Source organism: Snodgrassella sp. M0110 (assembly GCF_016101465.1).
In the GTDB taxonomy this organism is placed as follows: Bacteria; Pseudomonadota; Gammaproteobacteria; order Burkholderiales; family Neisseriaceae; genus Snodgrassella; species Snodgrassella alvi.
This window is the reverse complement of record NZ_JACFQM010000002.1, coordinates 14,332-41,025: the sequence shown is the minus strand read 5'-3', so window position 1 is coordinate 41,025 and position 26,694 is coordinate 14,332. Positions and strand designations below refer to the sequence as shown.

The 26,694-nt window shown below is 41.4% G+C and carries 24 protein-coding genes; 8 read left to right on the top strand and 16 right to left on the bottom strand.

Going from position 1 to position 26,694, the window contains the following annotated elements:
• Positions 1 to 41: 41 nt before the first annotated feature.
• Positions 42 to 1,850, bottom strand: a complete 1,809-nt coding sequence (aspS, locus tag H3T84_RS02930) for an aspartate--tRNA ligase (protein WP_198217838.1) — start codon at positions 1,848 to 1,850, stop codon at positions 42 to 44.
• Between the two features lie 71 nt (positions 1,851 to 1,921).
• The gene (locus tag H3T84_RS02925; RefSeq protein ID WP_025330720.1) at positions 1,922 to 2,638 is read right to left on the bottom strand and encodes a DUF502 domain-containing protein; all 717 of its coding nucleotides are present in this window, start codon (positions 2,636 to 2,638) and stop codon (positions 1,922 to 1,924) included.
• Between the two features lie 434 nt (positions 2,639 to 3,072).
• Here H3T84_RS02925 and H3T84_RS02920 point away from each other — a divergent pair, with 434 nt between their 5' ends.
• Both H3T84_RS02920 and H3T84_RS02915 read left to right on the top strand, forming a co-directional pair.
• Positions 3,073 to 5,340 (top strand): DNA internalization-related competence protein ComEC/Rec2, encoded by a 2,268-nt coding sequence (locus H3T84_RS02920; RefSeq protein WP_198217836.1) that lies wholly within the window; start codon positions 3,073 to 3,075, stop codon positions 5,338 to 5,340.
• Between the two features lie 70 nt (positions 5,341 to 5,410).
• Complete coding sequence (locus H3T84_RS02915) at positions 5,411 to 5,851, top strand: hypothetical protein (protein WP_174833403.1); 441 nt, start codon at positions 5,411 to 5,413, stop codon at positions 5,849 to 5,851.
• A gap of 64 nt (positions 5,852 to 5,915) precedes the next feature.
• Here H3T84_RS02915 and lolA read toward each other — a convergent pair whose 3' ends face one another.
• Together lolA and H3T84_RS02905 are read right to left on the bottom strand one after the other, a co-directional pair.
• Positions 5,916 to 6,530 carry an outer membrane lipoprotein chaperone LolA gene (gene lolA, locus H3T84_RS02910; RefSeq protein WP_037476355.1) on the bottom strand — a complete coding sequence of 205 codons (615 nt, stop codon included), beginning with the start codon at positions 6,528 to 6,530 and terminating at the stop codon, positions 5,916 to 5,918.
• A 293-nt stretch (positions 6,531 to 6,823) separates the two neighbouring features.
• Positions 6,824 to 7,237 (bottom strand): DUF1090 domain-containing protein, encoded by a 414-nt coding sequence (locus H3T84_RS02905; protein ID WP_198217835.1) that lies wholly within the window; start codon positions 7,235 to 7,237, stop codon positions 6,824 to 6,826.
• A 154-nt stretch (positions 7,238 to 7,391) separates the two neighbouring features.
• Between H3T84_RS02905 and H3T84_RS02900 the strand changes: the two genes are divergently transcribed.
• A complete protein-coding gene (locus H3T84_RS02900) occupies positions 7,392 to 8,243 on the top strand; it encodes a ferritin-like domain-containing protein (RefSeq protein WP_198217833.1) in 852 nt (283 codons plus the stop codon).
• 43 nt (positions 8,244 to 8,286) lie between these two features.
• Here H3T84_RS02900 and H3T84_RS02895 read toward each other — a convergent pair whose 3' ends face one another.
• The 7 genes from H3T84_RS02895 to H3T84_RS02865 all read right to left on the bottom strand — a co-directional run bounded on the left by H3T84_RS02895 (position 8,287) and on the right by H3T84_RS02865 (position 16,307).
• Positions 8,287 to 9,174, bottom strand: coding sequence for a metal ABC transporter substrate-binding protein (locus H3T84_RS02895; protein ID WP_198217831.1), 888 nt, complete (start codon positions 9,172 to 9,174; stop codon positions 8,287 to 8,289).
• 36 nt (positions 9,175 to 9,210) lie between these two features.
• Positions 9,211 to 10,086 (bottom strand): metal ABC transporter permease, encoded by an 876-nt coding sequence (locus H3T84_RS02890; RefSeq protein WP_100125553.1) that lies wholly within the window; start codon positions 10,084 to 10,086, stop codon positions 9,211 to 9,213.
• Between the two features lie 5 nt (positions 10,087 to 10,091).
• Positions 10,092 to 10,820, bottom strand: a complete 729-nt coding sequence (locus tag H3T84_RS02885; protein ID WP_099048801.1) for a metal ABC transporter ATP-binding protein — start codon at positions 10,818 to 10,820, stop codon at positions 10,092 to 10,094.
• 191 nt (positions 10,821 to 11,011) lie between these two features.
• A complete protein-coding gene (mnmC, locus tag H3T84_RS02880) occupies positions 11,012 to 12,592 on the bottom strand; it encodes an FAD-dependent 5-carboxymethylaminomethyl-2-thiouridine(34) oxidoreductase MnmC (RefSeq protein ID WP_198217829.1) in 1,581 nt (526 codons plus the stop codon).
• Positions 12,589 to 14,718, bottom strand: coding sequence for an AsmA family protein (locus H3T84_RS02875; RefSeq protein WP_198217821.1), 2,130 nt, complete (start codon positions 14,716 to 14,718; stop codon positions 12,589 to 12,591). Before H3T84_RS02875 ends, mnmC begins: the two co-directional genes overlap by 4 nt.
• Positions 14,719 to 14,980: 262 nt before the next feature.
• Positions 14,981 to 15,436 carry a copper chaperone PCu(A)C gene (locus H3T84_RS02870; protein ID WP_157784901.1) on the bottom strand — a complete coding sequence of 152 codons (456 nt, stop codon included), beginning with the start codon at positions 15,434 to 15,436 and terminating at the stop codon, positions 14,981 to 14,983.
• Between the two features lie 79 nt (positions 15,437 to 15,515).
• Complete coding sequence (locus tag H3T84_RS02865; RefSeq protein WP_198217813.1) at positions 15,516 to 16,307, bottom strand: inositol monophosphatase family protein; 792 nt, start codon at positions 16,305 to 16,307, stop codon at positions 15,516 to 15,518.
• Between the two features lie 204 nt (positions 16,308 to 16,511).
• On the opposite strand from H3T84_RS02865, the gene H3T84_RS02860 reads away from it, so the two are divergent.
• From H3T84_RS02860 to clpP, 4 genes are all read left to right on the top strand, one after another.
• Positions 16,512 to 17,345: an RNA methyltransferase gene (locus tag H3T84_RS02860; RefSeq protein WP_232346092.1), complete on the top strand. Its 834-nt coding sequence runs from the start codon at positions 16,512 to 16,514 to the stop codon at positions 17,343 to 17,345.
• Between the two features lie 44 nt (positions 17,346 to 17,389).
• A complete protein-coding gene (locus tag H3T84_RS02855) occupies positions 17,390 to 18,256 on the top strand; it encodes a DUF1853 family protein (protein ID WP_198217812.1) in 867 nt (288 codons plus the stop codon).
• A gap of 174 nt (positions 18,257 to 18,430) precedes the next feature.
• Positions 18,431 to 19,750 carry a trigger factor gene (gene tig, locus H3T84_RS02850; protein WP_041880161.1) on the top strand — a complete coding sequence of 440 codons (1,320 nt, stop codon included), beginning with the start codon at positions 18,431 to 18,433 and terminating at the stop codon, positions 19,748 to 19,750.
• 84 nt (positions 19,751 to 19,834) lie between these two features.
• A complete protein-coding gene (gene clpP / locus H3T84_RS02845; protein WP_025330704.1) occupies positions 19,835 to 20,446 on the top strand; it encodes an ATP-dependent Clp endopeptidase proteolytic subunit ClpP in 612 nt (203 codons plus the stop codon).
• Between the two features lie 139 nt (positions 20,447 to 20,585).
• Here the strand turns inward: clpP and rodA are convergent, their stop codons facing one another.
• From rodA to H3T84_RS02820, 5 genes are read right to left on the bottom strand one after another with little or no spacing between them, the layout of a single operon-like run.
• Positions 20,586 to 21,692: a rod shape-determining protein RodA gene (gene rodA / locus H3T84_RS02840; protein ID WP_037476374.1), complete on the bottom strand. Its 1,107-nt coding sequence runs from the start codon at positions 21,690 to 21,692 to the stop codon at positions 20,586 to 20,588.
• An 8-nt stretch (positions 21,693 to 21,700) separates the two neighbouring features.
• Positions 21,701 to 23,740 carry a penicillin-binding protein 2 gene (gene mrdA / locus H3T84_RS02835; RefSeq protein ID WP_078475591.1) on the bottom strand — a complete coding sequence of 680 codons (2,040 nt, stop codon included), beginning with the start codon at positions 23,738 to 23,740 and terminating at the stop codon, positions 21,701 to 21,703.
• On the bottom strand, positions 23,737 to 24,234 hold the full coding sequence (mreD, locus tag H3T84_RS02830) for a rod shape-determining protein MreD (RefSeq protein WP_198217811.1): 498 nt from the start codon (positions 24,232 to 24,234) through the stop codon (positions 23,737 to 23,739). The genes mrdA and mreD overlap by 4 nt, the downstream gene beginning before the upstream one ends.
• Complete coding sequence (gene mreC, locus H3T84_RS02825) at positions 24,227 to 25,126, bottom strand: rod shape-determining protein MreC (protein WP_174833392.1); 900 nt, start codon at positions 25,124 to 25,126, stop codon at positions 24,227 to 24,229. The genes mreD and mreC overlap by 8 nt, the downstream gene beginning before the upstream one ends.
• A gap of 34 nt (positions 25,127 to 25,160) precedes the next feature.
• Complete coding sequence (locus H3T84_RS02820; protein WP_025330699.1) at positions 25,161 to 26,198, bottom strand: rod shape-determining protein; 1,038 nt, start codon at positions 26,196 to 26,198, stop codon at positions 25,161 to 25,163.
• Positions 26,199 to 26,388: 190 nt separating this feature from the next.
• Here H3T84_RS02820 and gatC point away from each other — a divergent pair, with 190 nt between their 5' ends.
• The gene (gatC, locus tag H3T84_RS02815; protein ID WP_174833391.1) at positions 26,389 to 26,676 is read left to right on the top strand and encodes an Asp-tRNA(Asn)/Glu-tRNA(Gln) amidotransferase subunit GatC; all 288 of its coding nucleotides are present in this window, start codon (positions 26,389 to 26,391) and stop codon (positions 26,674 to 26,676) included.
• Positions 26,677 to 26,694 lie beyond the last annotated feature (18 nt).

The following is a 26,694-nucleotide window of genomic DNA, read 5'->3' as shown; positions in this document are numbered from 1 at the left end:
TGATAAAATTTATCAGGCAGTTTTTTTATCAAAAGAACAAATTAATTTTTCTCTTCAGTCTGAACTTTTTGACGTAAACGCAGTCCAAGCTCACGCAATTGTTTTTCGTCAACATGATTTGGTGCATCTACCAGTAAATCCTGCGAACGCTGAGTTTTCGGGAATGCGATAACATCACGAATTGAGTCAGCACCAGCCATCAGGGTTACCAGTCGGTCCAGACCAAACGCCAGACCTCCATGCGGAGGAGCACCGAATTTCAGGTTGTTCAGCAGAAAACCGAATTTATTCTGTTGCTCTTCCGGAGTGATTTTCAGCGCAGCAAATACTTTCTCTTGAATATCTGCACGATGAATACGAATAGAGCCACCACCGATTTCCCAGCCATTTAGCACCATATCATAAGCACGGGCAATACACTGATCCGGTGCAGATACCAGTAAATCCTCATGACCGGCCTTAGGTGCAGTAAAAGGATGATGCATAGCAGACCAGCGATGTTCTTCTTCATCATATTCGAACATCGGGAAATCAACTACCCATAATGGACGCCATTCGTCAGCAAAATAGCCGTTAGCAGCACCATGCTCGTGACCAATTTTAACGCGCAGCGCGCCAATAGCTTCGTTAACCACTTTGGCTTTATCAGCACCGAAGAAAATGATATCGCCATTTTGTGCGCCAGTTTTCTCAATAATAGACTGTAAAGCACAATCAGAAAGGAATTTCACAATCGGGGATTGCAAACCGCTATCTTCTGTATTGTTTACTTTGCTAATGTCATTTACTTTGATATACGCCAGACCTTTTGCGCCATAGATACCAACAAATTCTGTATAGGTATCTATTTCCTTACGGCTCAGGCTGGCACCATTAGGGACACGTAAGGCAACAACACGGCCGTTTTTCATATCGGCAGCCGCACGAAATACTTTAAACTCTTCCGTTTTCATCAAATCGGTTAATTCGGTAAATTGCAGATTTACACGCAAATCCGGTTTATCCGAACCATACAGGAACATAGCCTCATGCCAGCTCATGCGCGGGAAAACAGGTAGGTCTACAGCCAGAGCTTCCTGAAAAACTAGCTTAACCATGTTTTCAGTGATATCCATGATTTCGTTTTCACTTAAAAACGAAGTTTCAAGGTCTATCTGAGTAAATTCCGGCTGACGGTCAGCACGCAGGTCTTCATCGCGGAAACATTTTACAATCTGGTAATAGCGGTCAAATCCTGCCACCATCAGTAGCTGTTTGAATAACTGCGGAGACTGCGGTAACGCAAAGAATTCACCCGGAAATACACGGCTGGGTACCAGATAGTCCCGTGCACCTTCCGGAGTAGAGCGGGTTAACATCGGTGTTTCGATGTCTATAAATCCCTGACTGTCCAGATAGCGGCGAACAGCCATAGCAACTCGATAGCGCAGTCGCAGATTATTTTGCATTACCGGGCGGCGCAAATCGATTACGCGGTTAGTCAGACGTACATTTTCACTGATGCTTTCGTCATCAATTAAAAATGGCGGGGTGGCAGCAGTATTGAGTATGTCAATTTCTTTTGCTAATAGTTCAATACCGCCGGAAATCATTTTATCGTTTTTGGTACCTTCAGGACGTGCACGTACACGACCGGTAATACTCAGTACATATTCGTTACGGGCAGAGTCAGCCAGAGTAAAAGCTTCAGGTGTATCCGGGTCAATCACTACCTGTACGATACCTTCCCGGTCGCGCAGGTCAATGAATATTACACCGCCGTGATCGCGGCGGCGATGTACCCAGCCTTTTACGGTAACAGTCTGGTCGAGATATTGCTCATTAATTAAGCCACAATAGTTGGTTCGCATTTTGATGCCTTTGTTACTATGATTACGGTTAATTGTGTCATTCAGGAATATCATTTCCGGCCAATCATGCATTAATGCGGTTTGGCTGGTTTGTGTAAAGAGAAAATAGCCTGTAATGACTGGTTGTGCGGTGGTTCATCCGGCTGCACCATACCCAGTGAAATAACATATTTCAGTGCATCATCCACGCTCATATCAATTTCGCGGACATCTTTACTGTTAACCATAATATAGTAACCACCTGTCGGATTAGGTGTAGTGGGCACATATACTGAAATATAATTATCTGACGAAGCTTCTTCAGAATGGTGCGGTAAAGCGGATGCTAGTTTATCCGGTATGTGACCTGATACGAATCCAATAGTCCAGATATCCGGCTGAGGAAAGGGTACCAATACGGGCGTTTTAAACGACTGCCGGGAATCTGACAATAGAGATTCAGAAACTTTTTTGACTCCGGAATAAATACTCTTTACGACAGGAATGCGTCCCCACAACGCATCCCAGGCAGCGAATATTCTGCGTCCGAGCATATTTGCTGCCAGTAAGCCAGTGAAAAATACGACAATAATAGCAAACAGCAAGCCTAAACCATGAATCTTGAATCCCAATATTGCCTGAGGTTGCCAGTGAGCAGGCAGAATGTTGACAAGCTGATCTGCCATGCCAATGATATAACTGATTACCCAGATTGTTACAATAATAGGTAACCATACCAGCACGCCAGTGAGCATGTATTTCTTTAATGATTTTTTCAGTTTTCCGCCCTCGGCAGGCTGTTGTGCCATAGTGTGATTAAGTCCTTTTAATTAAAGCTGGCTTAAAATTATCAAACTTTATATTATACCCATATTTGTTTGTTTTCACAGCGGCATTACTGAGATTAATTAAATTTAATTCAACAGTACAGATACTGAAAATTCAGATTGGAAAAATAACTGTATATTTTCAAAATAACATATTGGAATTTCATCTTAATCCGGATTTAATAATTTTAATAGAACTGAATAAAACCCGTTAATCGAGTATTAAATTTTTCATCTGCCTGATTTAATTTTATGCATGATTATCTGTCCTGTTATTATCAACTCAGAGTTTTATAAATCTAGTATTAAAAAAGCTTTAACGGCCAAAAAATTACAATAACATTTTTAAATTATTCAGTATAATGTGGTTATGGTAATTACAAATAAATATTTATCTAAAATTAACAGCAGCTTGTATGTCAAAAACTCTCGTAGTCAGTGGATGGTTACCGTGGTGGGTATTGGGTGTTTGCAGTTCTTATCTGCTGCCATCACCAGCGATTTTACCGTGGATATATGTTTTTTTTATTTTGTTAGTCTTAAGAGTGTTTACGCGCTGGCAGGTTTTTTTGTTTGGTTGTGCTTTGTGTGCCGGAATAATATTTGCATTATGGCGCACGGATAGTTTATTACAAAATCAATGGCCGCTTACTGATAAAGCAAATGTGCAAAATATTACGCTTACTGTAAGCGATATCCCGCAATATGAACAGCAACGCAGTCGCTTTGTGGCGCAAGTTAAATTACCAGATGGACGGCAGCAGCAATGGCTACTGACTGATTATTCAAAACAACAATGGCCGGCTGGCAGCCGATGGCAAATAAAAGCAAAAGTGCGAGCCATAATCGGTGAAGCTAATAAGGTTGGTTTCAATCGTGAAGCATGGTCACTGGCTAATCATATCAGCGCTCAGGCTACTGTGGTAAAAGGTAAGCGCAAAGCACTTCCGGCTGCGTCCGGCTGGAAGGAAAAGCTCACAAACTGGCGCGTCTGGTGCGGCGGCCGATGGGAAACACAATCTCAGATATATCCGCAGGGGGTAGCATTAATAAAAGCACTTACGGTTGGCGAACAGTCTGCATTACCGGCTGAGGCATGGCAGGTATTCCGTCCTTTGGGTTTAAATCATCTGGTCAGCATTTCCGGCTTACATGTAGGCATGTTAGCCATGCTGGCCGCATGGCTGTGCAGCAAATGCTTACAATATCTCCCTTTTCGGGTTTCACAACCATGGATACTGACACGTGGTGCAGCAGTAATTACTGCGATTGTATACAGTGCTCTGGCCGGATTTGCCGTGCCGACCCAGCGAAGTGTGCTAATGATTATCATTCTGGCACTGACGTGGCGGCGGGGGTATTTGCGAGCATTTCAAATTTGGTGGCTGACGATAGCACTTGTATTGCTGTTTGACCCTCTGGCCGTTCTTAGTGTTGGTTTCTGGCTTTCTTTTTTGTTAGTTGCAGTTCTGATGTGGGCAGGGGAAGGTGTAAATCATAAAATTAAATTGTTTCAGTTAGTGCAGGCACAGTGGGCTGCCGGGCTTGCTTCAGTCGTACTGGTAGCTTTCTGCTTTGGTTCAGTACCTGTCATATCGCCATTGGTAAATGCTCTGGCCATTCCTTGGTTCACACTGGTTCTGGTACCAATAGCATTATTATCAATGATTGTTCCGTTAGATTTCTTGCGTACTTTTGCTGCATATCTTACCGAAAAAACTATGCAGATACTGAACACAATAGCTGAATATGCGCCGGAATATTATCCAGCACATGCGCCATTAGCTCTGTGGTTACTGGCGATGCTTTCTGTTTTAATTTTATTACTGCCTCGAGGCTGGTATCTGCGTCCGCTATGCCTGCTTATCTTATTGTTAATGCTCAGCTACCGGCCGCCACGTCCTGCTCAGGGTGAAGCATTAGTTAGAGTATGGGACGTCGGGCAAGGTCTGGCTGTAAGTATTAGTACGGCTGGGCATGAATTATTATTTGATACGGGTACAGCATACGCTGCGCAATCAGTGTTATTACCTAATTTACGCGCAGCCGGTATCAGGCAACTTGATACGCTAGTACTCTCACATAATGATGCTGATCATGACGGCGGTGCTGTACTGATTAAAAAGCAGCTGCAACCTAAAAAAATCATCGCCGGACAAATCAACGCATATCAGTTTCCTGTCCATCCTTGTACAGCTGGAGCTAACTGGCAGTGGGACAATGTCTGGTTTGAATTTCTTAATCAGCCAGTAGCAACTAATAAAAAAGGAAAAAATGATTATAGCTGTGTTTTAAGAGTAGTCAGTGCTGATAAAGCCGTGTTGATAACCGGCGATTTAGGAAAAAAAGGCGAGCAGGCCTTGCTAAAAGCTTATGGAGATAAATTGTTTAGCCAGATTTTAGTTTTAGGTCATCATGGCAGCCGTTATTCAAGTGATGCAGCTTTTATCCGGACAGTTGCCCCTCAATTTGCCGTGGCCAGTGCAGGCTTTGCAAATCCTTACGGTCATCCGCATATTCAGGTGCAAGCGTTGCTGGCACAAGAAAATATTAATCTTTTACGAACAGACCAGATGGGAGGAATACAGTCAACGTTATCAGAACGAAATTTGAGCTGGCAGCCATTACAGGCTTATAAACCATACTGGCAACGAAAACCGATAAACCAAACATCACGGCTATAACAATTAAATGCCATAATGTCCTGGTGTATAATTATAAAATTCTGAAAGTAATCGGATAAAAGGAATCTGTATGTATTGGCGGAAAATTTGCTATTTAAGCATAGTCGTTTTAGCATTGGCTGCTTGTGCTACACCTGAGCAAAAAGCTGCCCGTCAGGCCGAGCGTGCAGCGGCAGAAAAGGCTGCACAGCAAAAACTGCAACTGGATCTGGCTGCACAGTGTGATACCCGGACTGCTGAATTAATGCAGCAACAAATGCAAAACCCGACATTTTTATCTGATCCTGCCAATGCCAAATTAGCAGAAGAATACCGGCAAAGAGTTAATTTGCCTATTTTTCAGAGTTGTTACAAGCTGGCATGGAATAATTATATTAACAAAATTAAATTGCAGCAGGCGCAGAACTGGGCAATGCAGCGCAGATGGGATGATGATATGGACTGGATGATGTTCCGTCCGCGCTGGTGCCGGGGTGTTCATAACGGACGCTCATACGTATATCGTTGCTGACATCAAGTTAATAAGCAATATAAAACAGGCAGGTATAAGCTGCCTGTTGTGCTATTAATCTATTTTACTGGCTTAATACATCTACACCTTTAGGCGGTGTAAATTTGAACTGATTGCGATTAAACTGCGGATGAGTATTAAGTTGACTGAAAGTAATCGTAGTCTGATTACCAAAACTGTCTTTTAGCTGCATATTGGCCAGATTGTTACCACGAAAGCCAATACGAATATTCTGATAGCCGGTATCGTTTCGTTTGGGAATGGCCCGAACATAATCAATACCATTACTGCTGCCATCATCTGACAATGTATAATTGGCATTCAAAGCTGATTTATTCGAAAGAATAGCTGCCGGGGAGTCGCCAATAGTCTGATTCTGAGAGCGCTTGGTTACCTGAGCCAAGTCCTGATCATATAACCAGACAGTTTTACCATCACCAACAATAGTTTGCTTATATGGCTGTGTATATTCCCAGCGGAAAAGTCCCGGGCGCTGAATGGAAAATGTTCCTGAAGTAGTTTGAGTACGCTTTTTACTGTGAACAGTCTGACTAAACTGACCAGAAATACCATCTGTATCGGAATTGAATTTTTGCAGAGTATCAAGACCTCCGGCATAGGCCAGAGTTAAATTGATAGTCATAAAGCCGGTTAGTATTGCTTTACTTAAAATTCGCATTAATTACTCCTTTGATGAACTACTAATGAATATTTTAGCTGTTCCTGAACAAAGATGAAACTAAATTAAGCTATTAATCTCTGTTTGAATAATCACCGAATTATTGTGTCATGATAAATAGCTAACAATAATCTTTAACAACAAGGAGTTTAAAAATATCTGACCAAAGTACTATCAATAATAATATATAGATTTTTCAAGTTTAAATAAAATTTCCAAGAAATTTCTGGAAATAAATATGCTGATGAAAAAGACTTAAGTGAAAAGCTCTTTCATTAGCAATATTGGTGGATTTAATATTTAGCTGCCTGCTCAAAATGGGCTAAATTCTGTTTAGCCTGTTGAAGCTTTGAAGTATTTTCGTTTAATTTATTTTGTAATTCAGCAATTTTTTCTGTATCTCCATTAGCCTGAGCCTTGGCCAGTTTACGCTGTGTTTCACTGATTTTGTTGTTCAATTTATTAATTTTCTGAGTGTATTTTTGTCGTAAATCATCATTTGAGCAATTTTGAATGATGTCTGCTTTTTGTGCATTCAGCCGGTTAATTTGCTTTTGATTATGGTTAGCCTGTGCATATTGCAATTGTTTTTCAATCTGTTGCTGTTTTTCTTTACAGGTTTGCCAATTATGATCAGCTAGCGCAGGAATTGAAACTGCTAAAGTCAAAGTTAAAAAAACAGTTTTTGTTGTGTGTGAATAATACATTTTTAATCCTTTTATATATTAATAAATTGATATTGTAATTCATAATAGCTGATTAAAACCATTAAAATGTTAAATCATATTAAATTGCGGTTTATTTAGCAGCGGCAGGACATGTATACTCAATCATAATTTTTCCATAACGTAACTTCTATATATGTCTATTGTCTTATTACTCGAATCTGCTTTATTGAGTTGCCAGCCTGAGGAAAAATGTACGCTAAGTTTAACAGCACAACAACTGTGCTTAGATACACCTGCGAATAGTCTGAGAAGGGATGAGACAGATGAAATAAAAGATTTTCGTCTGGCCGGACATCCGCCGAAACCTGAGTTAGTGCCTCCCTCCAGAGTTACAAACAGAAAATTAACTACTATAGAAGGTTATGCAGCTTTGTTGCATGCAGTTTGTCATATTGAATTTAATGCAATCAATTTGGCTTTAGACGTAGCCTACCGATTCAGATTATTACCGGAAGAGTTCACTCGCGATTGGGTACGAATTGCTGCTGAAGAAGCAAAACACTTTCAGCTCATGCGTCAGCGTTTGCAAGCAACCGGGTATGATTATGGAGACTTTTCTGCTCATAATCATTTATGGGATATGGCTTATAAAACTGCATTTGATCCATTATTGCGTATGGCTTTAGTACCCAGAGTACTGGAAGCACGAGGGTTGGATGTAACACCGGGAATGCGTAAGAAAATTGCTCAAAAAGGGGATGATGAAACTTGTGCTGTACTGGATATTATCTATCGGGAAGAAGTAGGGCATGTACGTGCGGGAAATTACTGGTATCAGTATTTATGTAAACAGCGCGGACTTGAGCCACTGACATTATTTCGTCGCTTACTCAGTCGTTATGATTTATTTATTTTTCGCGGCTATGTTAATCTGCAAGCACGAGAACAAGCCGGTTTTTCCAGTTTTGAACTGGAAATGCTGGAAAATTTTGAGCAAAACCGCCAGACAGATATACACAACTGGCGGCAGGCTTTACAAAATTAAAAACAGCATATAGACAGCTCTGACTATATGCTTATCTGTAAATTTATTTCATCGCACTGCATATGGCATTTACATTATAACGGAACATATCAATGTATGTAGCTGCCGGAGCACCTTTGCTCAGTGCATCAGAATAAAGACGACCAGATATTTTGGTTTGAGTCTCGCTGGCAATACGCTGAACCATCTTCGGATTTTTTATGTTTTCCATAAATATAGCTTTAATATGATCGCGCCGGATCTGGCTGATAATAGCAGCAACTTGACGGGCAGAAGGCTCTGCTTCGGTGCTCATACCTTGTGGCGCAATAAATTCAATCCTGTAACGTTTTGCCATATAACCGAAAGCATCATGTCCGGTTAACACTTTTCGTTTTTCTGCAGGCACTGCATTAAACATTTTGCTTGCCCAGTTATTCAATCCGGCAAGTTGTTGCTGATATGCAGTCAGACGCTGCTGATAATAGGCTTTACCTTGCGGATCCACACTAATCAGAGCATTAGCAATGTTGCGTGCATATATTTGCATGAGAATAGGGTCATTCCAGACATGCGGATCGGTATGCTGATGATGTCCGTGACCATCATCAGCCAGCATTAACGGTTTAATGTTCTGAGTAACAGTAAACAACGGTACTCGGCTTTGCTGAGCGGCACGTTGCAAAGCAAGAGGTTCAAGCCCAAGTCCATTAAGCAAAATCAGTTTAGCAGTACGCATGTCACGTAAATCTTTACTTACTAACTGATACATATGCGCATCCTGATCAGTACCAATCAGGCTTCGTACCTGTACTCGTTCACCGCCGATTTGCCGTGTAACATCTCCCAGAATACTAAAGCTTGTGATCACCGGTAATGGTGCTGCATGAATTATGCTGGCAAAACCAGTCAGAAATAAAGTTAACAGAAAGATAAACAGACCACGTTTCATCAATTAATATCCTAAAATAAGTTTACTGAAATTTTTTCAGGTAATACGATGATGGTGACGTTTATATAACCGCCATAAAATACCGTTTTCACAACCAATAAATAAAGACAGAATATAAACAAAACCACAACACAAAATAATTGCCGGACCTGAAGGCAGATCTATATAGTAAGAAAGCAGTAATCCGATAAATCCGCAAACTATGGCAATACCGGCAGCAATGGTCATCATACCGCCCATTGTTTTATGCCATAACCTTGCGCTGATAGCCGGTAACATCATCAAGCCTACAGACATCAAGGTACCTAAGGCTTGAAAACCAGCTACCAGATTCAAAACGACAAGTATTAAAAAGATAATATGCCAGAGTGTCCCTTTTCCGTTTACGGCACGCAGAAACAGCGGATCGATACTTTCCAGCATTAGCGGCCGGTAAATAACAGCCAGTACCAGCATGGTTATACTGCTGACTACCGCAACCAAAGTTAAGGCTGCGCGATCAACCGATAAAATTGAACCGAATAATAAATTCAGTAAATCGACGCTATTACCACCACGACTGACCAATACCACGCCTAAAGCCAGACAGGTAAGAAAAAAAGCTGCAAAGCTGGCATCTTCACGTACATCGGCAAAGCGGCTGGCCAGACCGGCCAGTAAAGCCATCAGTAAACCGGCAATAAAGCCACCTAAACTCATTGCAGGCAGACTGAGACCGGCAATCATATAACCAGCGGCAGCACCCGGTAAAATTGCATGGCCTAAAGCATCACCAACCAGACTCATGCGGCGCATCATCAGAAAAACCCCTACCGGTGCCGTCCCCAAAGCAAGAAATACAATAGAGCAGAGTGCATAACGCATAAAATCATAATCAGCAAAGGGTTCTGTAAGTAAATGGACAATATTCATCAGTTTTACCTGTCACACCACTGGTTTTGTTCATATTGCTGCATAGCTGCCGCTGCCTTTTGCAGATTATTTTCTGTTATTACTTTATCCGTTTTACCTGCTGCAATTTTTTCACGGGCAATTAATAGAGTATTGGGGAAATAGGCTTGTACTTGTTCATAATCGTGCAAAACGGTAATAACAGTACATTTTTGTTGCTGCTGATATGTCTTGAGTATATCCAGTAAAGCAAATGTGGTTGACGCATCGACAGCATTAAATGGTTCATCCAGTAATAATACACTTGCATTCTGAATCAGCATACGCGCCAGCAATATGCGTTGAAACTGTCCGTTAGAAAGCTGAGCAATACTGCGGTCTTTATATTGCAACATCCCTACCTGGTTAAGTACATTAAAAATTCGCTGATACATGGCTTTAGATATACTGGCAAAAAAACCGGTTTCATACCATAAACCCATTGCTACCAGTTCAAATACACTCATCGGCTGGCTACGATCAATATCCGACTGCTGAGGCAGATAAGCAATATCAGAGCGCTGCAATTTTCCCCAGCTAATTTGGCCGCTATCAGGGCGAACAAGATGCATAATGGCTTTAAGCAAAGTTGATTTACCCGCTCCGTTTGGACCAAATATAGCCCACATCTCATTCATATTAAAATCAATATTGATATGATGAATAGCCGGTCGATGTCTATAGCTCACAGTAACATTTTCAAGCTGAATACTCATGATCCGCACACCGCCCATGCATACATTAACCAGAGTAAAACCAGAATCAGGCTTACCCATGACAGACGTTTTATTGCTCCGCAAAGCAAGAGTGAAAACATACTGAGCCTTTAATAAGCAATTTTAATCAAGAATGTTACTATATAACATTACATAAATGATACCCTATAACATTATATATATGCAAAATGTTACTTAGTCTGTGCAGCAAATGTGAATGATTGGTGATGAGTGAGCATCCTGATGGGTAAACGATTCGGATGTAAAGCCTGCTGTAAGCGTACCGATAAAGGAGAGGGCAAACCAAGAATAGATGCAGCTATAGCTTCAGCGCATAGCGGAGCAGTAATCAATCCACGGCTGCCATGAGCGGTATTAATAAATGCTCCCGGCAGCCATGGACAGGGCTGGGTAAGCGGGTAGTTTTTATCCATACGCAACTGCGCATAATACTTGAACATAGCAGAAGTATCGCCGATTGGTCCGACAACCGGTAAATGATCATAAGCATCACAGCGTATGGCTGCATGTCCCTGCAAAGGGATATCAGAATCTAAGTTAGCTGCAAGATACGGCATCCATTGGCGTAATTGCTGCCAGTTTTCTTTTTCGTCTTCACTGGTTAAATCATCATTGGTTTGATTGGGATGAAAGGTAGCGCCAAAACACAATTTATCACGCCATTGCGGGGTAATATAACTATTTGCACTCAATGCGCAGTGTGGCTGTACAGCCTCCTGTTTTATACTGGCTGTAGTTGTCTGACCGCGTATTTTATGAAGCGGCCATCCGGCTACCGGATACAAAAAATTACTTTCGGCTCCGGCACAAATGACAATATGTGATGCATTAAGTGAAAATACCTCAAGCTGATTCTGACAATCTATCTGCCATAAATCCTTTTGCCGGCAAATGGCATTTACTTTCGTTGTTGTTAATACCTGAATCAGCGGGTGCCTGAGCATATTCTGAATCCAGCTGAGAGGATTAATTGCAGCGCCATAAGGCCACCATAAACCACTATGCGGCAAATCTATACCGGCAATCTGACTGGCTTCTTCCTGTGTAACAGCATGAAATAATTTACTTTGCGGATTTTGATTAGCCAACAGCATATTACGTTGCTGTTCTTTTGAATTGTAATTCAGATGGATAACACCACAATCCAGCCAACCCTGACCGGAAGGCAAACAGTTGCTGAGCAGTGCCCGGCTGTAGCCATAGCCAGCTAGTAGTAGCTCAGTCTGAACCGTAGCATGGGCAGAAATTTTTGCGTATAACAGACCAAGATGATTGCCTGAGGCTGCGCTGGCAATTGTATGCTGTTCTATGACTGTTACTGCTATACCACGCTTTGCCAGAGCAAAAGCAGTGGCAGCTCCGGCAATACCTGCGCCAATCACCACAACGGATTTAATCGGTAATAAATCCGGCAAGGTAAGCCATGGTTTATATCTGAATTCAGAATAAACGGGCGTCATACTTGTACAGATTATACCGGGATTAAACTGAACCCATTGTTCATATACATGCGGCTGAATAAGAATAAATTTACCTGCATGACGAAATGGATAACTAAATACCGGTTGGTGCTGCCAGAATATTTTGGCTTCAAGCCAGAGCTGTACAATAATCTGGCCAGCAGGTGATTGTGCAGTTAAAGACTCAGGCCAGTCTTGTGCAATTATTATGATTTCTGCCTGCTCATCACTGCCTATCTTCTCAGCCAGTTCATCTGGCTTCGGCCACCCGTGGAAAGTATAAACGCTCATGGCTGACGAGCAGAGGTATGAGTTTCGGAAGAAGAACTAGCTCCCTGATTCAGCCATAACCATTGCTGCTGTAATGTTTGCCGCAAACTGTCCTGTTTTTGTTGTGAAGTGTGTAAACCGGCAGTCAGTTTCTGATAATCAATTGTAAAGGAAGGGCGGCTAAAAGTGCCATTAATGCGTAATGGCAGTAAATTTTGCTGCTGAGCACGCCGAGTAGCAATCAGCACATTATAATCCATTTGCTGCTGTAGCCATTTAACACTACCCGTTCCTTTAATATCAAAGTTATCAGCATGCAATTCTATTCGTCCGTTTTTACTCTTACCGTTCTCTACCGGAATAAACAGCTTAATATTACGGAATGGCGTTTGGCTGGTTTCATTATAAGCAACGGTAGTCTGATTCTCGCTGTTTTGCAGAATATTATTGACATCAATCCCGTTCCAGAAACCCTGATGAATTTGTAATTTAGCATTACCAGTCAGACTCGACAGCCATTGCTGACGATTAATACCATTACCATGTAACTCAAAATCGGCATCTGCAGTTCCATCAAGGTTTTGCCAGCCAAATGTATCCTGAAGAAAAGATTTTATCTGCACATTATTTACATGTTGCTGAATTTTCCAGCTCAAAGGATTGGCATTACTAATCTGTAACATTCCCTGACTGTTTCCGCCATACATCTGAATACTGAATGGTTGCAGTGTAAAATTATGCGCATCAATTGAAAGATTGGTTTTCAGCTGATTCAGTTGCACTTTATGCGTCTGCAAAGAATCGATATTAAGTAGGGTATTAACAGAACGGTTTTTAAACCAGTTTTGCCACAACTTTTGCCAGTCAGACGGAAGTATACCGGTAGTATTATCTATATACGGGCGTAAATTTAGCTGAACAAGATGAATATTTCCATTCACTTTTCCTGAATTTTTATCACTTTGGTAATTTAAGTTAATATCCACAGGTTGATTATCGAACTGACCTTGTAATACTAACTGTGCATTACCGTTGTCATCTCCATGAAGACTGCCCGTCAGATCACTGATAAACCGCAAATAAGGCAGAGCATTAACAGCATCCTGATGGCTGTTAACCGATAAATTACTAATTTTCCAATGCCGCATATCCAGCCAGTTTAACTGACCGCTCACGGTTAAAGCAGTTTGATATAAATGACTTTGCCATCCACTATCAATCTGAAACTGTGATAAAGACCATTGATTCTGTATCCAGCTGGTATTACTGGCAGATAAAGTTGCATTAATCTCATTATCACCAATTTGTGCGGTAGCCACACCGTTCAATTGTGGTAATAATAGTTTAGCCCAACCAAGTTGCCAGTTCTGACCATTACCTGATATATGCAACTGATTATGCTGACTGTGCCATTGCCATTGGACAGCAGTTGTCTGAAAAAGCTGCTGCTGAGGCAGCCAGCGCGCATCAAAATGCCATTGGCCATTACTATCGCCCAAAGAAGGTAGCTTAGTTTTTACTTCCAGATTGACATCCTGCCACTGCATAACCGCATCAGGACGGTAAACAGCACTTAGCTGACATTGCATAGTCTGCATGTATTGGCCGCTGAGCGTCCCATCCAGTTTAAGCAAACTGTTATTACCAAGATTATGCCATTGTAAATTTAGCTGATTAATTTTCTGAATATTTTGTCCGTCATTGATACGGAAGCTGGCATTTTCCAAAATAAAGCGATTAATTTTCAATTGATTATTTTTTTGTTGTTGTTCCCATAAATCGCTCAAATTCCATTGCCCTTGACTATCTCTAACAAGATTAACGTGTGCATTTGTAAGCTGTAATTTTTCAATTGTCATGCGACCAAACAAACTTTGCCACCCTAAACCAATTTTCATATCATCAATATGAATATCGTCGGCTTTGCTTAATTTATTTTTAATACGTACATTGTGCAAAGTAACTGTCGGGCGTGGAAACATAGCACGGTTTATATCCTGGTCAAAAACAACCTGATGGCCACTATTTGCCATCATGGCATTTGCCCGTTTATTAATTTCTTCTGCATTAAATAAATAATGCAAAACGGCTATATCAATGGCCAGCAAAAGGATAATGCTCAGGCAGCTGAATACGATCAGCTTCAACCAGAATTTGCCTGAATGCAATAAGGAAATCATATTGAATTAAAATTGGATTATTCTCAAAAACTTTGTTCTAATTTATCATCAGAACAAAGAAACAAAATATATTTTTATATAAAACAAATTCAATCAATAAAAAAATATCCTACTGATTAAATTAGAAGCCAACAATCAGCTTAGTCAATCAAGTAGACGAATCTATTGAAAGACCAGAGATTGTAAGATAAAGATAAATGCCAGCCTGTTTAACAGACTGGCTGCAAAACTAATGATGCATATGATGATTATCTGAAGCAGAAGAACCGACACTGACAGGAACATTAAGCATTAACGGTTTGGCATAACGAAAAGTTAAACGCACAGGAATTGTTGTTCCTTTTACTAAAGGCTTTTTTAAACCCATTAACATAATATGCATTTTCCCCGGTTGAAGCTGGGTCACCTTACCGGCAGGTAAGGGCAAACCTTGCGGTAAAGGGCGCATTTTCATAACGCCATCTACTTCAGTTGTTTCATGCACTTCACCAGACATTGCCACCGGGCTGGATACACTCAGTAAAACATCATCTTTACCTGAATGATTATCCAAATCCATAAATACACCACTGGAAGACATTCCCGGCACACTGAACCGTGCCCATGCATGATTAGCAGCAATACCTTGTGCCAATACCAAACCTGCATATGAAGCCAATAAAGTCGAAAACAAAATTTTTTTCATAATTATCATCTTTATAAAAGCAGATATAAAATTTGTTGTACCCGAATGACCTTAACCGGAGCAATTTGCCATAAAAACATTATACAGCTAAATGCGGAGCAATAATTTGTAAAAGCTGGGCAAGAATTTTGGGATTTGCAGCAACAATATCCCCACTATCCAACCAAGTTTGTTCACCATGCATATCAGTAACAATACCGCCAGCTTCCTGCACAATCAGAGCACCACCGGCAATATCCCAGGGGTTCAGGTTAAACTCAAAATATCCGTCAACTCTGCCGCAGGCAACATTACATAAATCCAGAGCAGCAGAACCTTCTCTGCGACCACCGGCTGTTTTAGCCAGTACGTCTTTTAAAATTGCCAGATAAGTATCCATCATGCTTTGGTCAACAACTGGAAAACCTGTGGCTATCAGGCTGCGCAATAAGTCACTTCGATTGCTAACCCGAATACGTTTATCATTAAGCAAAGCACCCTGACCCCGGCTGGCAACATATAAATCATTCTGTTCCGGTGCATAAACCAGTGCTTCGGCTAAAGTACCTTTATGCAGCAAAGCCATAGAAATAGCGTACTGTTTATGTCCGTGTAAATAATTGGTTGTACCGTCCAGCGGATCAATAATCCATTGATATTCCGCATTAGTATTACCTAAATGACCAACCTCTTCACTCAAAACAGCATGATGAGGATAGACTTCCTGAATAGTGTTAACAATAATATGCTCAGCCTCACGGTCTACATCTGAAACAAAATCATTAGCAGCTTTGTTATCAATTTTAATGTTATTTAAATTGCTGCTGGCGCGATGCATCATTTGGCCGGCTTTACGTGCTGCTTTCCACGCAGTAGTTAATATAGGATTCATGCTAATTCTCGAGATAGGGCTTAAAAGCTAAAACAGATATACAATGGGTATTTTAAAGAACAAATGCCGCATAGAAACACTGCGGCAATATAAACAGAATATTGCCAATTATACGACAAAAAGTGTTTTTGCCAAAATTATGCTCTCATAGCAGATTGAGGGGTCTGATTTTGCTATAATACGCAGAATTTCTGCATTCAGCAGATGTCTGTATTAATCACTGATATGAATAAACCTGTTCTACCGGATTTTCTCAACAACATTACTATTGTACTTAGCCGAACCAGTCATCCTGCCAATATCGGATCTGCAGCAAGAGCCATGAAAACAATGGGTTTAACCAGACTTACTCTTGTTGCACCGAATTTGATGCAAACACCGATGACATCTGATCCTGCTAAATTCGATTATGCCAATCCAGCTGCATTTGTATTACCTGAAGAAAGCTTTATCCTGGCCTCAGGTGCTCGTGATGTACTGGAAAATGCACGGATTGTCGCTACACTGGATGATGCTCTTGCAGATACTATTTTATCTTGCGCCTTAACCAGCCGGCGGCGTGAGTTGTCCGCTCCGCTACATACTCCGCGGGAAATCATGCCCTCATTAATTTCGGCAGCCGGTACAGGTCAGCAAATAGCACTGGTATTTGGAAATGAAACTTTTGGATTAAGTATAGATGAAGTTCAAAGTTGCAATCGTCTGATTACTATTAATGGTAATCCGGATTATTTTTCTCTTAATTTGGCCCAGGCGGTACAAATTATATGTTATGAAATGTTCAGCCATGTTGATATCAGTATGACACATCTAAAACAAGAGCAGAATCTGGCTACTCATCAGCAAACAAGCGGTATGGTAGAACATTTACAACAGGTAATGAATTTGGCCGGCTTCTTTAACCGGCGCAATGAAAAAAGGCTGATGCGACGCATGGCTGCAATGTTCGACCGTGCACAGTTAAGCACAGAAGATATCGATGTCTTGCGCGGATTCTACAATACTGTTAGTCAGCAATTACAAAAAAATCAAAATTAGTATTATATTGTAAATATTTGTCTGCAAAAGAAAAGGGTGCCAGTATGAATTATTCTTCAGATCCGATTTGGTGGCGTTTAAAAAAAACGATCGTACGCGATCTGGCCAGTCTGTTAACGGCACCACCTCCATGGATATCATTTGCCGAGATACCAGTTTCAGTACTATTGGGAGATGAAGGATTCCGATTTTTACTTTCTCTGGATGAGCAGCCTGAAAGCCTGTATTTATTTCTGAAAAAACATGGCGGATATCAGAGCCGCCTGGGCATTTATGCAGAACGTTTACTCAGGTATTGGTTTTTACATGCTCCGCACAGCAGACTGATTGCACATAATGTGCAGGTTCAGCATAATCAGCAAACATTGGGGGCTTTCGATTTTATCGTACAGTTAAACGAAAGTATTTACCATCTGGAGTTAGCAACTAAATATTATGGCAGCCGGTCAAATCAACCTGAAAACTTTACCGGTCTGAATCCGACTGATCAGCTTATTAATAAAATACATAAAATCCAGCAGCAACTCAGGTTAAGCACGGAGCCTGCAGCTAAAAATATCCTGAAAGATTTATCTTTGGAGCATGAGCAATTGCAACATGCCAGCATTATTCGCGGTATGCTGTTTATGCTTGAACCGCAGCAACAATTGCCAGCACCATTAAATTCTTTGAGCTGGCAAGGTAATTATGTAGAAAACTGGGATGAATTTAAATGCTCAGAAAATAGTCGTTTTTACGTACTTGACCATTTATCTTTTCTGTCTCCTGCACGCATCAGTAGTAATGCTATAGTTACCTTCAATCTGATTAAGCAAATCCGCCAGGGTATGGTTGCAGTGGTTGAAGAGCGTGCAGATGGCTGCTGGCATGAGGTGCAGCGTATAATGAAAACAAATTGTAAAAACAACTAAACATGAACAGCAGTAAGTGTTTTTATCACTACATAGGTTTTTATAAGGGCTTATGGTACACTTGCCATTTAATTTTTGTCTGCATGAGTAAATGCCCGTGTGCGTACAGCCCAAAAGCAGTAGCTTAAGACAAATGAAACCAAAATCAGATCAACTGACATCTAAGGGTTTACGATGAGCGTAACAGTAGAAAAATTAGATAATTTAGAGCGTAAAATCATTTTAGCTCTGAACTGGGAAGACATCAGAGCAAAAGTCAACGCACGCATGAAAGTAGCACAGAAACGTGCCCGTGTTGATGGCTTTCGTCCCGGTAAAGCACCGCTGAGAATAATCGACTCTATGTACGGCTATGGTATTCGTGACGAAGTACTGAACGAAATGACCCATAAAGCGTTTGAAGATACCATTGTAGCTGAAAAACTAAAAGTTGCTGGTCTGAAAAGCCTGACTGCTTTGGAAGATGCCGATCAGGATGATGAAAAAGTTTATAAAATTGCCGTAGTATTTGAAGAGTTTCCAGAAATCAAAGTCGGTGATTTAAGTAATCAGGAAGTAACGAAGTTCAGCACAGAAATCGGTGATGCAGAAATAGATAAAACTGTTGATATTCTGCGCCAGCAGCGTACCCGTTTTAATCATGTTGAACGTGAGGCTCGTGAAGGCGATCGGGTTATTATTGATTTTGCCGGCAAAATTGACGGTGAAGCCTTTGCTGGCGGTACTGCTGAAAATTATCCGTTTATGCTGGGCAAAGGCCAGATGCTGCCGGATTTTGAAGCAGGTATTGCTGGCATGAAAGAAGATGATGTAAAAGAAGTTGCCGTTACTTTTCCGGAAGATTACCAAAGTAAAGAGCTGGCAGGAAAAACCGCAAATTTCACTATTACTCTGAAAAACGTTTCTGAAGCAGTTCTGCCGGAAGTAAATGAAGAATTTGCCAAGTCACTTGGTATTGAAGACGGTGATGTCGAAAAAATGCGTGCTGAAATCAAAAAAAATGTCAGCCGTGAAGTAAACCGTCGCGTTAGCGAAATGACTAAAGACAGTGCAATTAATGCATTACTGGCTGCAACACCGATCGAAGTACCTTCCTCACTGATTACAGAAGAAGCTAAAAGCATGGCAGCAAGAATGAAAGAAAATTTTGCTGCTCAAGGTATGGATCAGAAAGATCTGGAATTACCACTGGACATGTTTAACGAACAGGCCAGCCGTCGTGTTGCCATCAGCCTGATTATGGGTGAGTTAGTTCGTGAAGAAAAGCTTGAACCGACAGAAGAGCAGGTGCGTAACGTTATTAACGAATTTGCTGATAGCTATGAAGATCCGCAGGAAGTTATCGACTGGTACTACAGCGATAGAAAAAATCTTCAGGCACCTACTTCATTAGCCATTGAGCAGAATGTAGTTGATTATGTATTAGGCAAAGCAAAAGTGACTGATAAAGTACTGACTTTTGATGAAGTGATGGGTCAGCAGGCCCAAGCCTGAATGTAAAATACATAATCTGATATGACCAAGCACCGAAGTAGTAGTAAAGCTGCTTAGGTGCTTTTATTTCAACTGAGGAAAAATATGTCACATATTGAAAATCTGGGTCTGGTACCTATGGTAGTAGAGCAGAGCGGTCGCGGAGAACGTGCATACGACATTTATTCACGCCTGCTTAAAGAGCGCATTATTTTTATGGTAGGACCGGTGACTGATGAAACTGCCAATCTGGTGGTTGCCCAGTTATTATTTTTGGAAAGCGAGAATCCTGACAAGGATATTTCTCTTTACATTAATTCTCCGGGTGGCTCAGTTACAGCAGGCATGTCAATTTTTGATACGATGAATTTTATTAAGCCCGATGTAGCAACTTTGTGCCTGGGACAGGCAGCCAGTATGGGTGCCTTTTTACTTTCTGCGGGGGCTAAAGGTAAACGCTTTGCCCTGCCTAATAGTCGCGTCATGATTCACCAGCCGCTTATCAGTGGCGGATTAGGTGGTCAGGCTTCAGACATCGAAATCCACGCACGTGAGTTACTCAAACTGAAAAAACAGTTAAACGAGCACCTTGCCCGTCATACCGGACAAAAGCTTGAACAGATTGAAAAAGATACCGATCGTGATAATTTCATGTCAGCTGAAGAGGCTAAAAAATATGGTTTGATAGATGAAGTACTAGTTCACAGACCTAAATAAAATTTTAAGAAGCAAACAATTAGATAGTATATCTAATACATTAGAAAACGAAACCTTCAAACAAGGTTTCGTTTTTCATTATTGTACTTATGACATGTAAGCTAACAATATTTTTTATCTTAAACAAATAAATAGAATATTATTGTTTACGCTGATTACTTATACCCATCAGCATGGCTAAAATTACCATTACCGATAAAGTAGCTGTACCACCATAGCTTACCAATGGCAAAGGCACTCCTACCACAGGTAAAATCCCACTAACCATACCCATATTTACAAATGCATAGCAAAAAAGGGTCATGGTTAATGCTCCAGCCAGTGTTCGGCAATATAACGTTGGCGCTTTAAAGGTTATATAAAGTCCGCGCACGAGAATAAACGTATATACGGTTACCAGTAAAATATTTCCTATCAGGCCAAACTCTTCTCCAAACACCGCAAAAATGAAGTCTGTAGTTGATTCAGGAATATAATCTAAATGTGTTTGCGACCCTTCTAACCATCCTTTGCCCCATATTCCACCAGAGCCAATTGCTGTCATGGATTGAAGAATATGGTACCCGGCACCCAGCCGGTCTTTAGTTGGATCGAGTAAAGTCAATACGCGCATACGCTGATAATCATGCATACCGTAATTCCAGATCAATGGCAGCATGGCAACGAAACCAATAATTGATGAAATGATGACTTTCCACGGTAAACCGGCAAAAAATATCACGAACAGACCTGAAGCCATAATCAGAGTAGCGGTCCCCAAGTCCGGCTGTTTTAAAATCAGTGCTACCGGAATGAATATCAGTACGAAAGCAATAATATAATGATACCAGCGAATATTACTTTCATTTTTTTGAAAGTACCACGCAATCAGCATCGGTACAGCAATTTTCATAATTTCTGAAGGCTGAATACGGGCTACACCAATATTCAGCCATCGTGTTGAACCATTTACCGTAATTCCGGCAAAATGCACCCCAATTAATAGCAAAATCCCCAAACAATATGCAGGTAAAGCAAAATTACTTAATATCTGAGGAGGAGTACGCGCAATAACCCATAGTAAAATAAAACTTAGAATAGTATGCAGGGTTTTATTTTCAAGCTGACCAAAATCCTGACCATCGGCAGAATAAAGCAAAAATAAACTCATTACATAAATAATCAACATGGCATAAAAAAGCCATACATCCATCGGTGCCCAGAGCTTGATCCAGAGACGTTTAAACCATTTTTGTTCATTGATCATAGTTTATCTCACAGGCCTGGCTGAGGACGATAAGCACGCAATAACGGAGGTAAGTCAGTCTGACTATGCTCATTATGTTGTTTTGCATCCATCATGGCATTATTGGATAAATCATTCACCGGTAAATCAGCAGAATTAGTCGCTTCTTTTGCACTAGGGAGATTTTTTAATTTCAAAAGATAAAAATCAGCTAATTGACGAGCCAGAGGAGCCGCTGTAGCACCCCAACCATTGTTTTCAAGAATAACTGCAATCGCTATCTGTGGCTTATCTGCAGGCGCAAATGCAATAAACCATGCATGGTCTCTCAGCTGTACTTTTAATGCTGCCGCATTATAACGTGCACCTTGTTTAATCTGCACGACCTGGGCAGTACCGGTTTTGCCGCCCATAGTATAAGCTAGACCCGAACCCACTGCCGCAGCCGTACCGCCCGGTTTTAATACTTTTTGCATAGCATCTTTAACATATTCAAAATTGCCACGTTTGAAAGGGACAGTTCTAACCGGTTGCGGATCGATTAAAGTCATTTTTTTCGAATTATGGTCAAGTAATGCCTGAACTAAATGAGGGCGGTAAACAACACCATCATTACTGAGAATTGCTGTAGCAAAAGCCATCTGCAGAGGAGTATACGCATTATAGCCCTGACCGATGGCCATGCTCACACTATCAGCCGGCTGCCATACGCGTGCTTGAGGTTTAGAACGGGCAAATCTTTTTTCTTTCCAAGCGCGTGTTGGCAATACACCAGCATATTCATGATTTATATCAATACCCGTCTGCTTACCAAGATTAAACTCAGCTAAATAAGGTGACATACGATCCACCCCCATTTCATAGCCCAGACGGTAAAAAAATGTATCTGACGAAACCTGAATAGCTTTATTCAGATTGGCTGACCCATGACCCCCTCGCGCAGCATCCCTGAACTGATGGGTTGATCCGGGAATACTCCAAAACCCCGGAGCAGGTAAAACTGTACTCTGAGTCAGTTTGCCACTTTCCAAAGCAGCCATTGCCAGAAAAGGCTTAAATGTAGATCCGGGAGGATACATACCCTGAGTCGCACGATTTAATAGCGGGTGACGCCAGTCTTCATTCAGACTTTTCCACGTATCAGTATCGATTCCGTCAATAAACAGATTCGGGTTATAGCTGGGTTTGGATACCATGGCCAGAATTGCACCCGTTTGCGGATTAATTGCAACTAAAGCACCACGTTTATCACCCATCAACCGGTCTGCTTCTTGCTGTACACGGATATCGAGTCCCAGGCGAAGCGTTTGTCCGGGTACTGCCGGCACTGTTTTAATAGTACGAACAATATGTCCCTGCGCATCCTTTTCAACTTCACGATAACCCGGAATACCATGTAATTGCCGTTCATAGTATTCTTCCAGCCCCATTTTTCCTATATGAGTGCTACCACGATACAGTGTCGTCAGTTCTGCTTTGTCAAGAGCTGCCATATCGCGGTCGCTGATCCGGCCGATGTAGCCTACGATATGAGCAAGTAATTCGCCATAAGGATAATCGCGAAATGTTCGCGCATTAATCTCAACACCCGGAAAACGATAAAGCTCAGCAGCCAGACGGCTGGCTTCTTCCATTGTTAATTTAAGTTTTAAAGGCACTTTTTCATAAGAACGGTATTCTGCACGAAATTTATTAAACCGTTTCATATCGCTGGGGGTAATGTCCACATAGTTGCGCAAGGCATTAATTGTATCTTCGAGTTTACCCGGTATCTGATTAGGGGTTATCTCTAGAGAATAAGCCGGATAGTTATGTGCCAGTACCACGCCATTAACATCAACTATTTCTCCACGAATGGGTGGCGTAGGAATTAATGAGATACGATTATTAGTAGCAGCAATGACATACTCATCATATTTGATTACCTGCAAGTATACAAACCTGGCAATCAGCATAGAGAAACAAATAATAATCAAAGCAAAGGCTACTGCAATCCGTAAACCCAGATCGCCATTTTGCGCAGGTTTAGATACACGCTTTTTTTTAGTTCGGAATTGCAGTGCTTTCATAGACGTCTTGAATAGGCGAGATAAAGCATGAATTTAGATAAAAGAGGCCAGAGCAGAGCACTGATAAATGGTGAAACAAACAGATTCCAGCCACTAAACTGATGGGTCGAAAAGAAGTGTACAACCACTAAAATCAAAGTCATTAGCATCAAACACCCGAAAATAGTCAGAGCCTGGTAAGCATAAGAATAACCAAGCATTTGATGCCTGTTTTGTTCAATCAGATAGACAGCTGCCATCAAACCTAGAGCGTGCTGCCCGAACGGAGTACCAATCCCCACATCCATGAGCAGTCCTAAAACAAAAGCCATACCGATGCCAATGTTTTGTGGTCGATGCAAGCTCCAGTACAGTGTCATCATCGTAGTGAATGCAGGCAGCCAGCCAGCCAGAGGCTGAGGAAACGGAATCAGATCCAGAAATAATGCAATCACCAGACTTAAAATAATAAGTCTTTTTTTGGTGTGGCGGTGAAGGCTGTCAACTTCAGTCATGATTGGTAGAGGTAGATAATGGATGATTAGTAGCTGCTACATCTGCAGAATAATGAGCTGTTTGTGCATGCTTTTGTGGTATTACCAATACAAAATTGCTATTGCGCAACTGTGCGACAGGTTCGATTTGTACCCGATAATAGGGTGAACCATTACTACCTTGTGCCTGCATAACTGTAGCAATAGGAATTCCGGCCGGATAAATACTATCCATACCTGATGTAACCAGTAAATCATTACGCAACAAACTTGCATTAGCAGGAAAATAGCGCAAATCAAGACTACCTGAACGGCCATAAACCAGAGTGCGTACACCCGTGCGCATTACCATCGCCGGAATAACTGCATTACTATTGGTAATTAGTGTCACTTCAGAACTCAATGGCTGAACAGCTGTAATCTGACCAATCAGACCATGTTCATCACTTACGGCATCACCCTGACGAATCTGATGATTACTGCCTTTATCTATAATAAAACGGTCAGTCAGCGGATTAGTATCACTAGATACAATCTGTGCAACCTGCGCCTGAGGTAATGCGGCTTTCTGAAGCTGAGTCAGATGATCAAGACTGATTACTGATTTTAGCTGTGCATCACGCTGGCTGAGTTGTAATTTAAGCTGCGCATTTTGAGCCTTCAATAATTTGTTTTCATCGTTCAGATTCTGCTGTTTCTCAAAAAATACCATACCATTGGACACAGCATTAACCGGCTGCATAGCCAGCCACTGTAACGGGTACAAAGCGGTACCAATATAATTGCGGCTAATTTTAACCACATCATACCGATTATCAAGCAACAACAATGCGACTGCAAACAGTGACAGTACGATGAGTTTACTGGTACTGCGCAGACCATTATGTACAAAATTAAGTGAAGGCTCTGCCATTATTAACTTATGTCTAAAAAATACAATGCAGCGTTTACGGATTGGATACAAATACTGAATTCATTTTACCAATCATATCTAATGCATGACCAGAACCCCGTGCAACACAAGTTAACGGATCTTCGGCAATCATAACTGGTAAACCGGTTTCTTCTGAAAGCAGGCGATCCAGACCTTTAAGTAAAGCGCCGCCTCCGGTTAATACCAAACCACGGTCGGCAATATCTGCACCCAGCTCCGGAGGAGTCTGCTCCAAAGCATTTTTAACTGCCTGTACAATCTGATTGAGTGGTTCAGTCAGCGCTTCCAGAACTTCATTCGAACTGATTGTAAAAGCACGCGGAATACCCTCTGCCAGATTGCGGCCTTTTACTTCAATTTCTTTTACTTCCATACCGGGGAAAGCAGAACCGATATTTTTCTTAATTTCTTCAGCAGTAGATTCACCAATCAGCATGCCATAATTACGACGCACATAGTTAATAATGGCATCATCAAATGCATCACCACCTACGCGGATTGAGTGAGAATAAACCACACCAGATAAAGAAATCACACCAACTTCTGTTGTTCCGCCGCCAATATCCACGACCATTGAGCCAGTTGGTTCTTCAATAGGCAAACCAGCACCAATTGCTGCAGCCATAGGCTCTTCAATTAGATTTACAATCGATGCGCCGGCCGCCAGAGCTGAATCACGAATGGCTTTACGTTCTACCTGAGTTGAACCGCATGGAACACAAATAACGATTCGGGGAGCAGTAAATCGGCTGTTGTTTACCTTTTTGATAAACTGCTTGAGCATTTTTTCAGTGACATTAAAGTCAGCAATCACACCATCTTTCATAGGTCGTATCGCCTGAATGCTTCCCGGCGTACGTCCCAGCATTTTCTTTGCTGCTGTTCCCACTGCCAGCATGCCGTTTTTGGCATTTATGGTGTCATTTTGTACGGCCACTACAGACGGCTCGTTTAAAACAATACCCTTATTTTTAATAAAAATCAAAGTGTTAGCAGTACCAAGATCAATAGCCAGATCATTGGATAGATATTTGGAAAAAAAGCGAAACATGAGAATGTCCTAATGAACTTTTAAATTATAAGTATGGCAAAAACAGTTTTGCGGCGCACTGTACTCAGCAAATCAGTACGCCAAAGAATAGGGTTTTCGGTTATAATTCTACATTATGTAACAACCGAATCAGAACGCGCAATGATACCGCAGTTTGCCCGTTTTGCTAAATCAAATTTAAGGATTTTTGATGGCTTTAACATTAAGTGATGTAGATAAGCTCGCACGCCTCTCTCGCTTGAGTCTTTCAGAAGCAGAGCGAAATAACATGCTGACAGAGCTGAACCATGTATTCGATCTGGTCGAAAAAATGCAGGAAGTCAATACTGACGGGATTGAACCGATGGCACATCCGCATGAACTGGCCTTGCGTTTACGCGACGATGCAGTTACTGAAAAGGACCAGCATCATACAATCCAGTCATGTGCACCACTGGTAGACAGGGATTTATATCTTGTACCCAAGGTTATTGAATAACTCAACCCTTACCACAAT

What these genes read in the sequence shown, in the direction of transcription:
- aspS (WP_198217838.1), bottom strand. Translation starts at nt 1,850, where the DNA reads ATGCGAACCAACTATTGTGGCTTAATTAATGAGCAATATCTCGACCAG.
- H3T84_RS02925 (WP_025330720.1), bottom strand. Translation starts at nt 2,638, where the DNA reads ATGGCACAACAGCCTGCCGAGGGCGGAAAACTGAAAAAATCATTAAAG.
- H3T84_RS02920 (WP_198217836.1), top strand. Translation starts at nt 3,073, where the DNA reads ATGTCAAAAACTCTCGTAGTCAGTGGATGGTTACCGTGGTGGGTATTG.
- H3T84_RS02915 (WP_174833403.1), top strand. Translation starts at nt 5,411, where the DNA reads ATGTATTGGCGGAAAATTTGCTATTTAAGCATAGTCGTTTTAGCATTG.
- lolA (WP_037476355.1), bottom strand. Translation starts at nt 6,530, where the DNA reads ATGCGAATTTTAAGTAAAGCAATACTAACCGGCTTTATGACTATCAAT.
- H3T84_RS02905 (WP_198217835.1), bottom strand. Translation starts at nt 7,237, where the DNA reads ATGTATTATTCACACACAACAAAAACTGTTTTTTTAACTTTGACTTTA.
- H3T84_RS02900 (WP_198217833.1), top strand. Translation starts at nt 7,392, where the DNA reads ATGTCTATTGTCTTATTACTCGAATCTGCTTTATTGAGTTGCCAGCCT.
- H3T84_RS02895 (WP_198217831.1), bottom strand. Translation starts at nt 9,174, where the DNA reads ATGAAACGTGGTCTGTTTATCTTTCTGTTAACTTTATTTCTGACTGGT.
- H3T84_RS02890 (WP_100125553.1), bottom strand. Translation starts at nt 10,086, where the DNA reads ATGAATATTGTCCATTTACTTACAGAACCCTTTGCTGATTATGATTTT.
- H3T84_RS02885 (WP_099048801.1), bottom strand. Translation starts at nt 10,820, where the DNA reads ATGAGTATTCAGCTTGAAAATGTTACTGTGAGCTATAGACATCGACCG.
- mnmC (WP_198217829.1), bottom strand. Translation starts at nt 12,592, where the DNA reads ATGAGCGTTTATACTTTCCACGGGTGGCCGAAGCCAGATGAACTGGCT.
- H3T84_RS02870 (WP_157784901.1), bottom strand. Translation starts at nt 15,436, where the DNA reads ATGAAAAAAATTTTGTTTTCGACTTTATTGGCTTCATATGCAGGTTTG.
- H3T84_RS02865 (WP_198217813.1), bottom strand. Translation starts at nt 16,307, where the DNA reads ATGAATCCTATATTAACTACTGCGTGGAAAGCAGCACGTAAAGCCGGC.
- H3T84_RS02860 (WP_232346092.1), top strand. Translation starts at nt 16,512, where the DNA reads ATGTCTGTATTAATCACTGATATGAATAAACCTGTTCTACCGGATTTT.
- H3T84_RS02855 (WP_198217812.1), top strand. Translation starts at nt 17,390, where the DNA reads ATGAATTATTCTTCAGATCCGATTTGGTGGCGTTTAAAAAAAACGATC.
- tig (WP_041880161.1), top strand. Translation starts at nt 18,431, where the DNA reads ATGAGCGTAACAGTAGAAAAATTAGATAATTTAGAGCGTAAAATCATT.
- clpP (WP_025330704.1), top strand. Translation starts at nt 19,835, where the DNA reads ATGTCACATATTGAAAATCTGGGTCTGGTACCTATGGTAGTAGAGCAG.
- rodA (WP_037476374.1), bottom strand. Translation starts at nt 21,692, where the DNA reads ATGATCAATGAACAAAAATGGTTTAAACGTCTCTGGATCAAGCTCTGG.
- mrdA (WP_078475591.1), bottom strand. Translation starts at nt 23,740, where the DNA reads ATGAAAGCACTGCAATTCCGAACTAAAAAAAAGCGTGTATCTAAACCT.
- mreD (WP_198217811.1), bottom strand. Translation starts at nt 24,234, where the DNA reads ATGACTGAAGTTGACAGCCTTCACCGCCACACCAAAAAAAGACTTATT.
- mreC (WP_174833392.1), bottom strand. Translation starts at nt 25,126, where the DNA reads ATGGCAGAGCCTTCACTTAATTTTGTACATAATGGTCTGCGCAGTACC.
- H3T84_RS02820 (WP_025330699.1), bottom strand. Translation starts at nt 26,198, where the DNA reads ATGTTTCGCTTTTTTTCCAAATATCTATCCAATGATCTGGCTATTGAT.
- gatC (WP_174833391.1), top strand. Translation starts at nt 26,389, where the DNA reads ATGGCTTTAACATTAAGTGATGTAGATAAGCTCGCACGCCTCTCTCGC.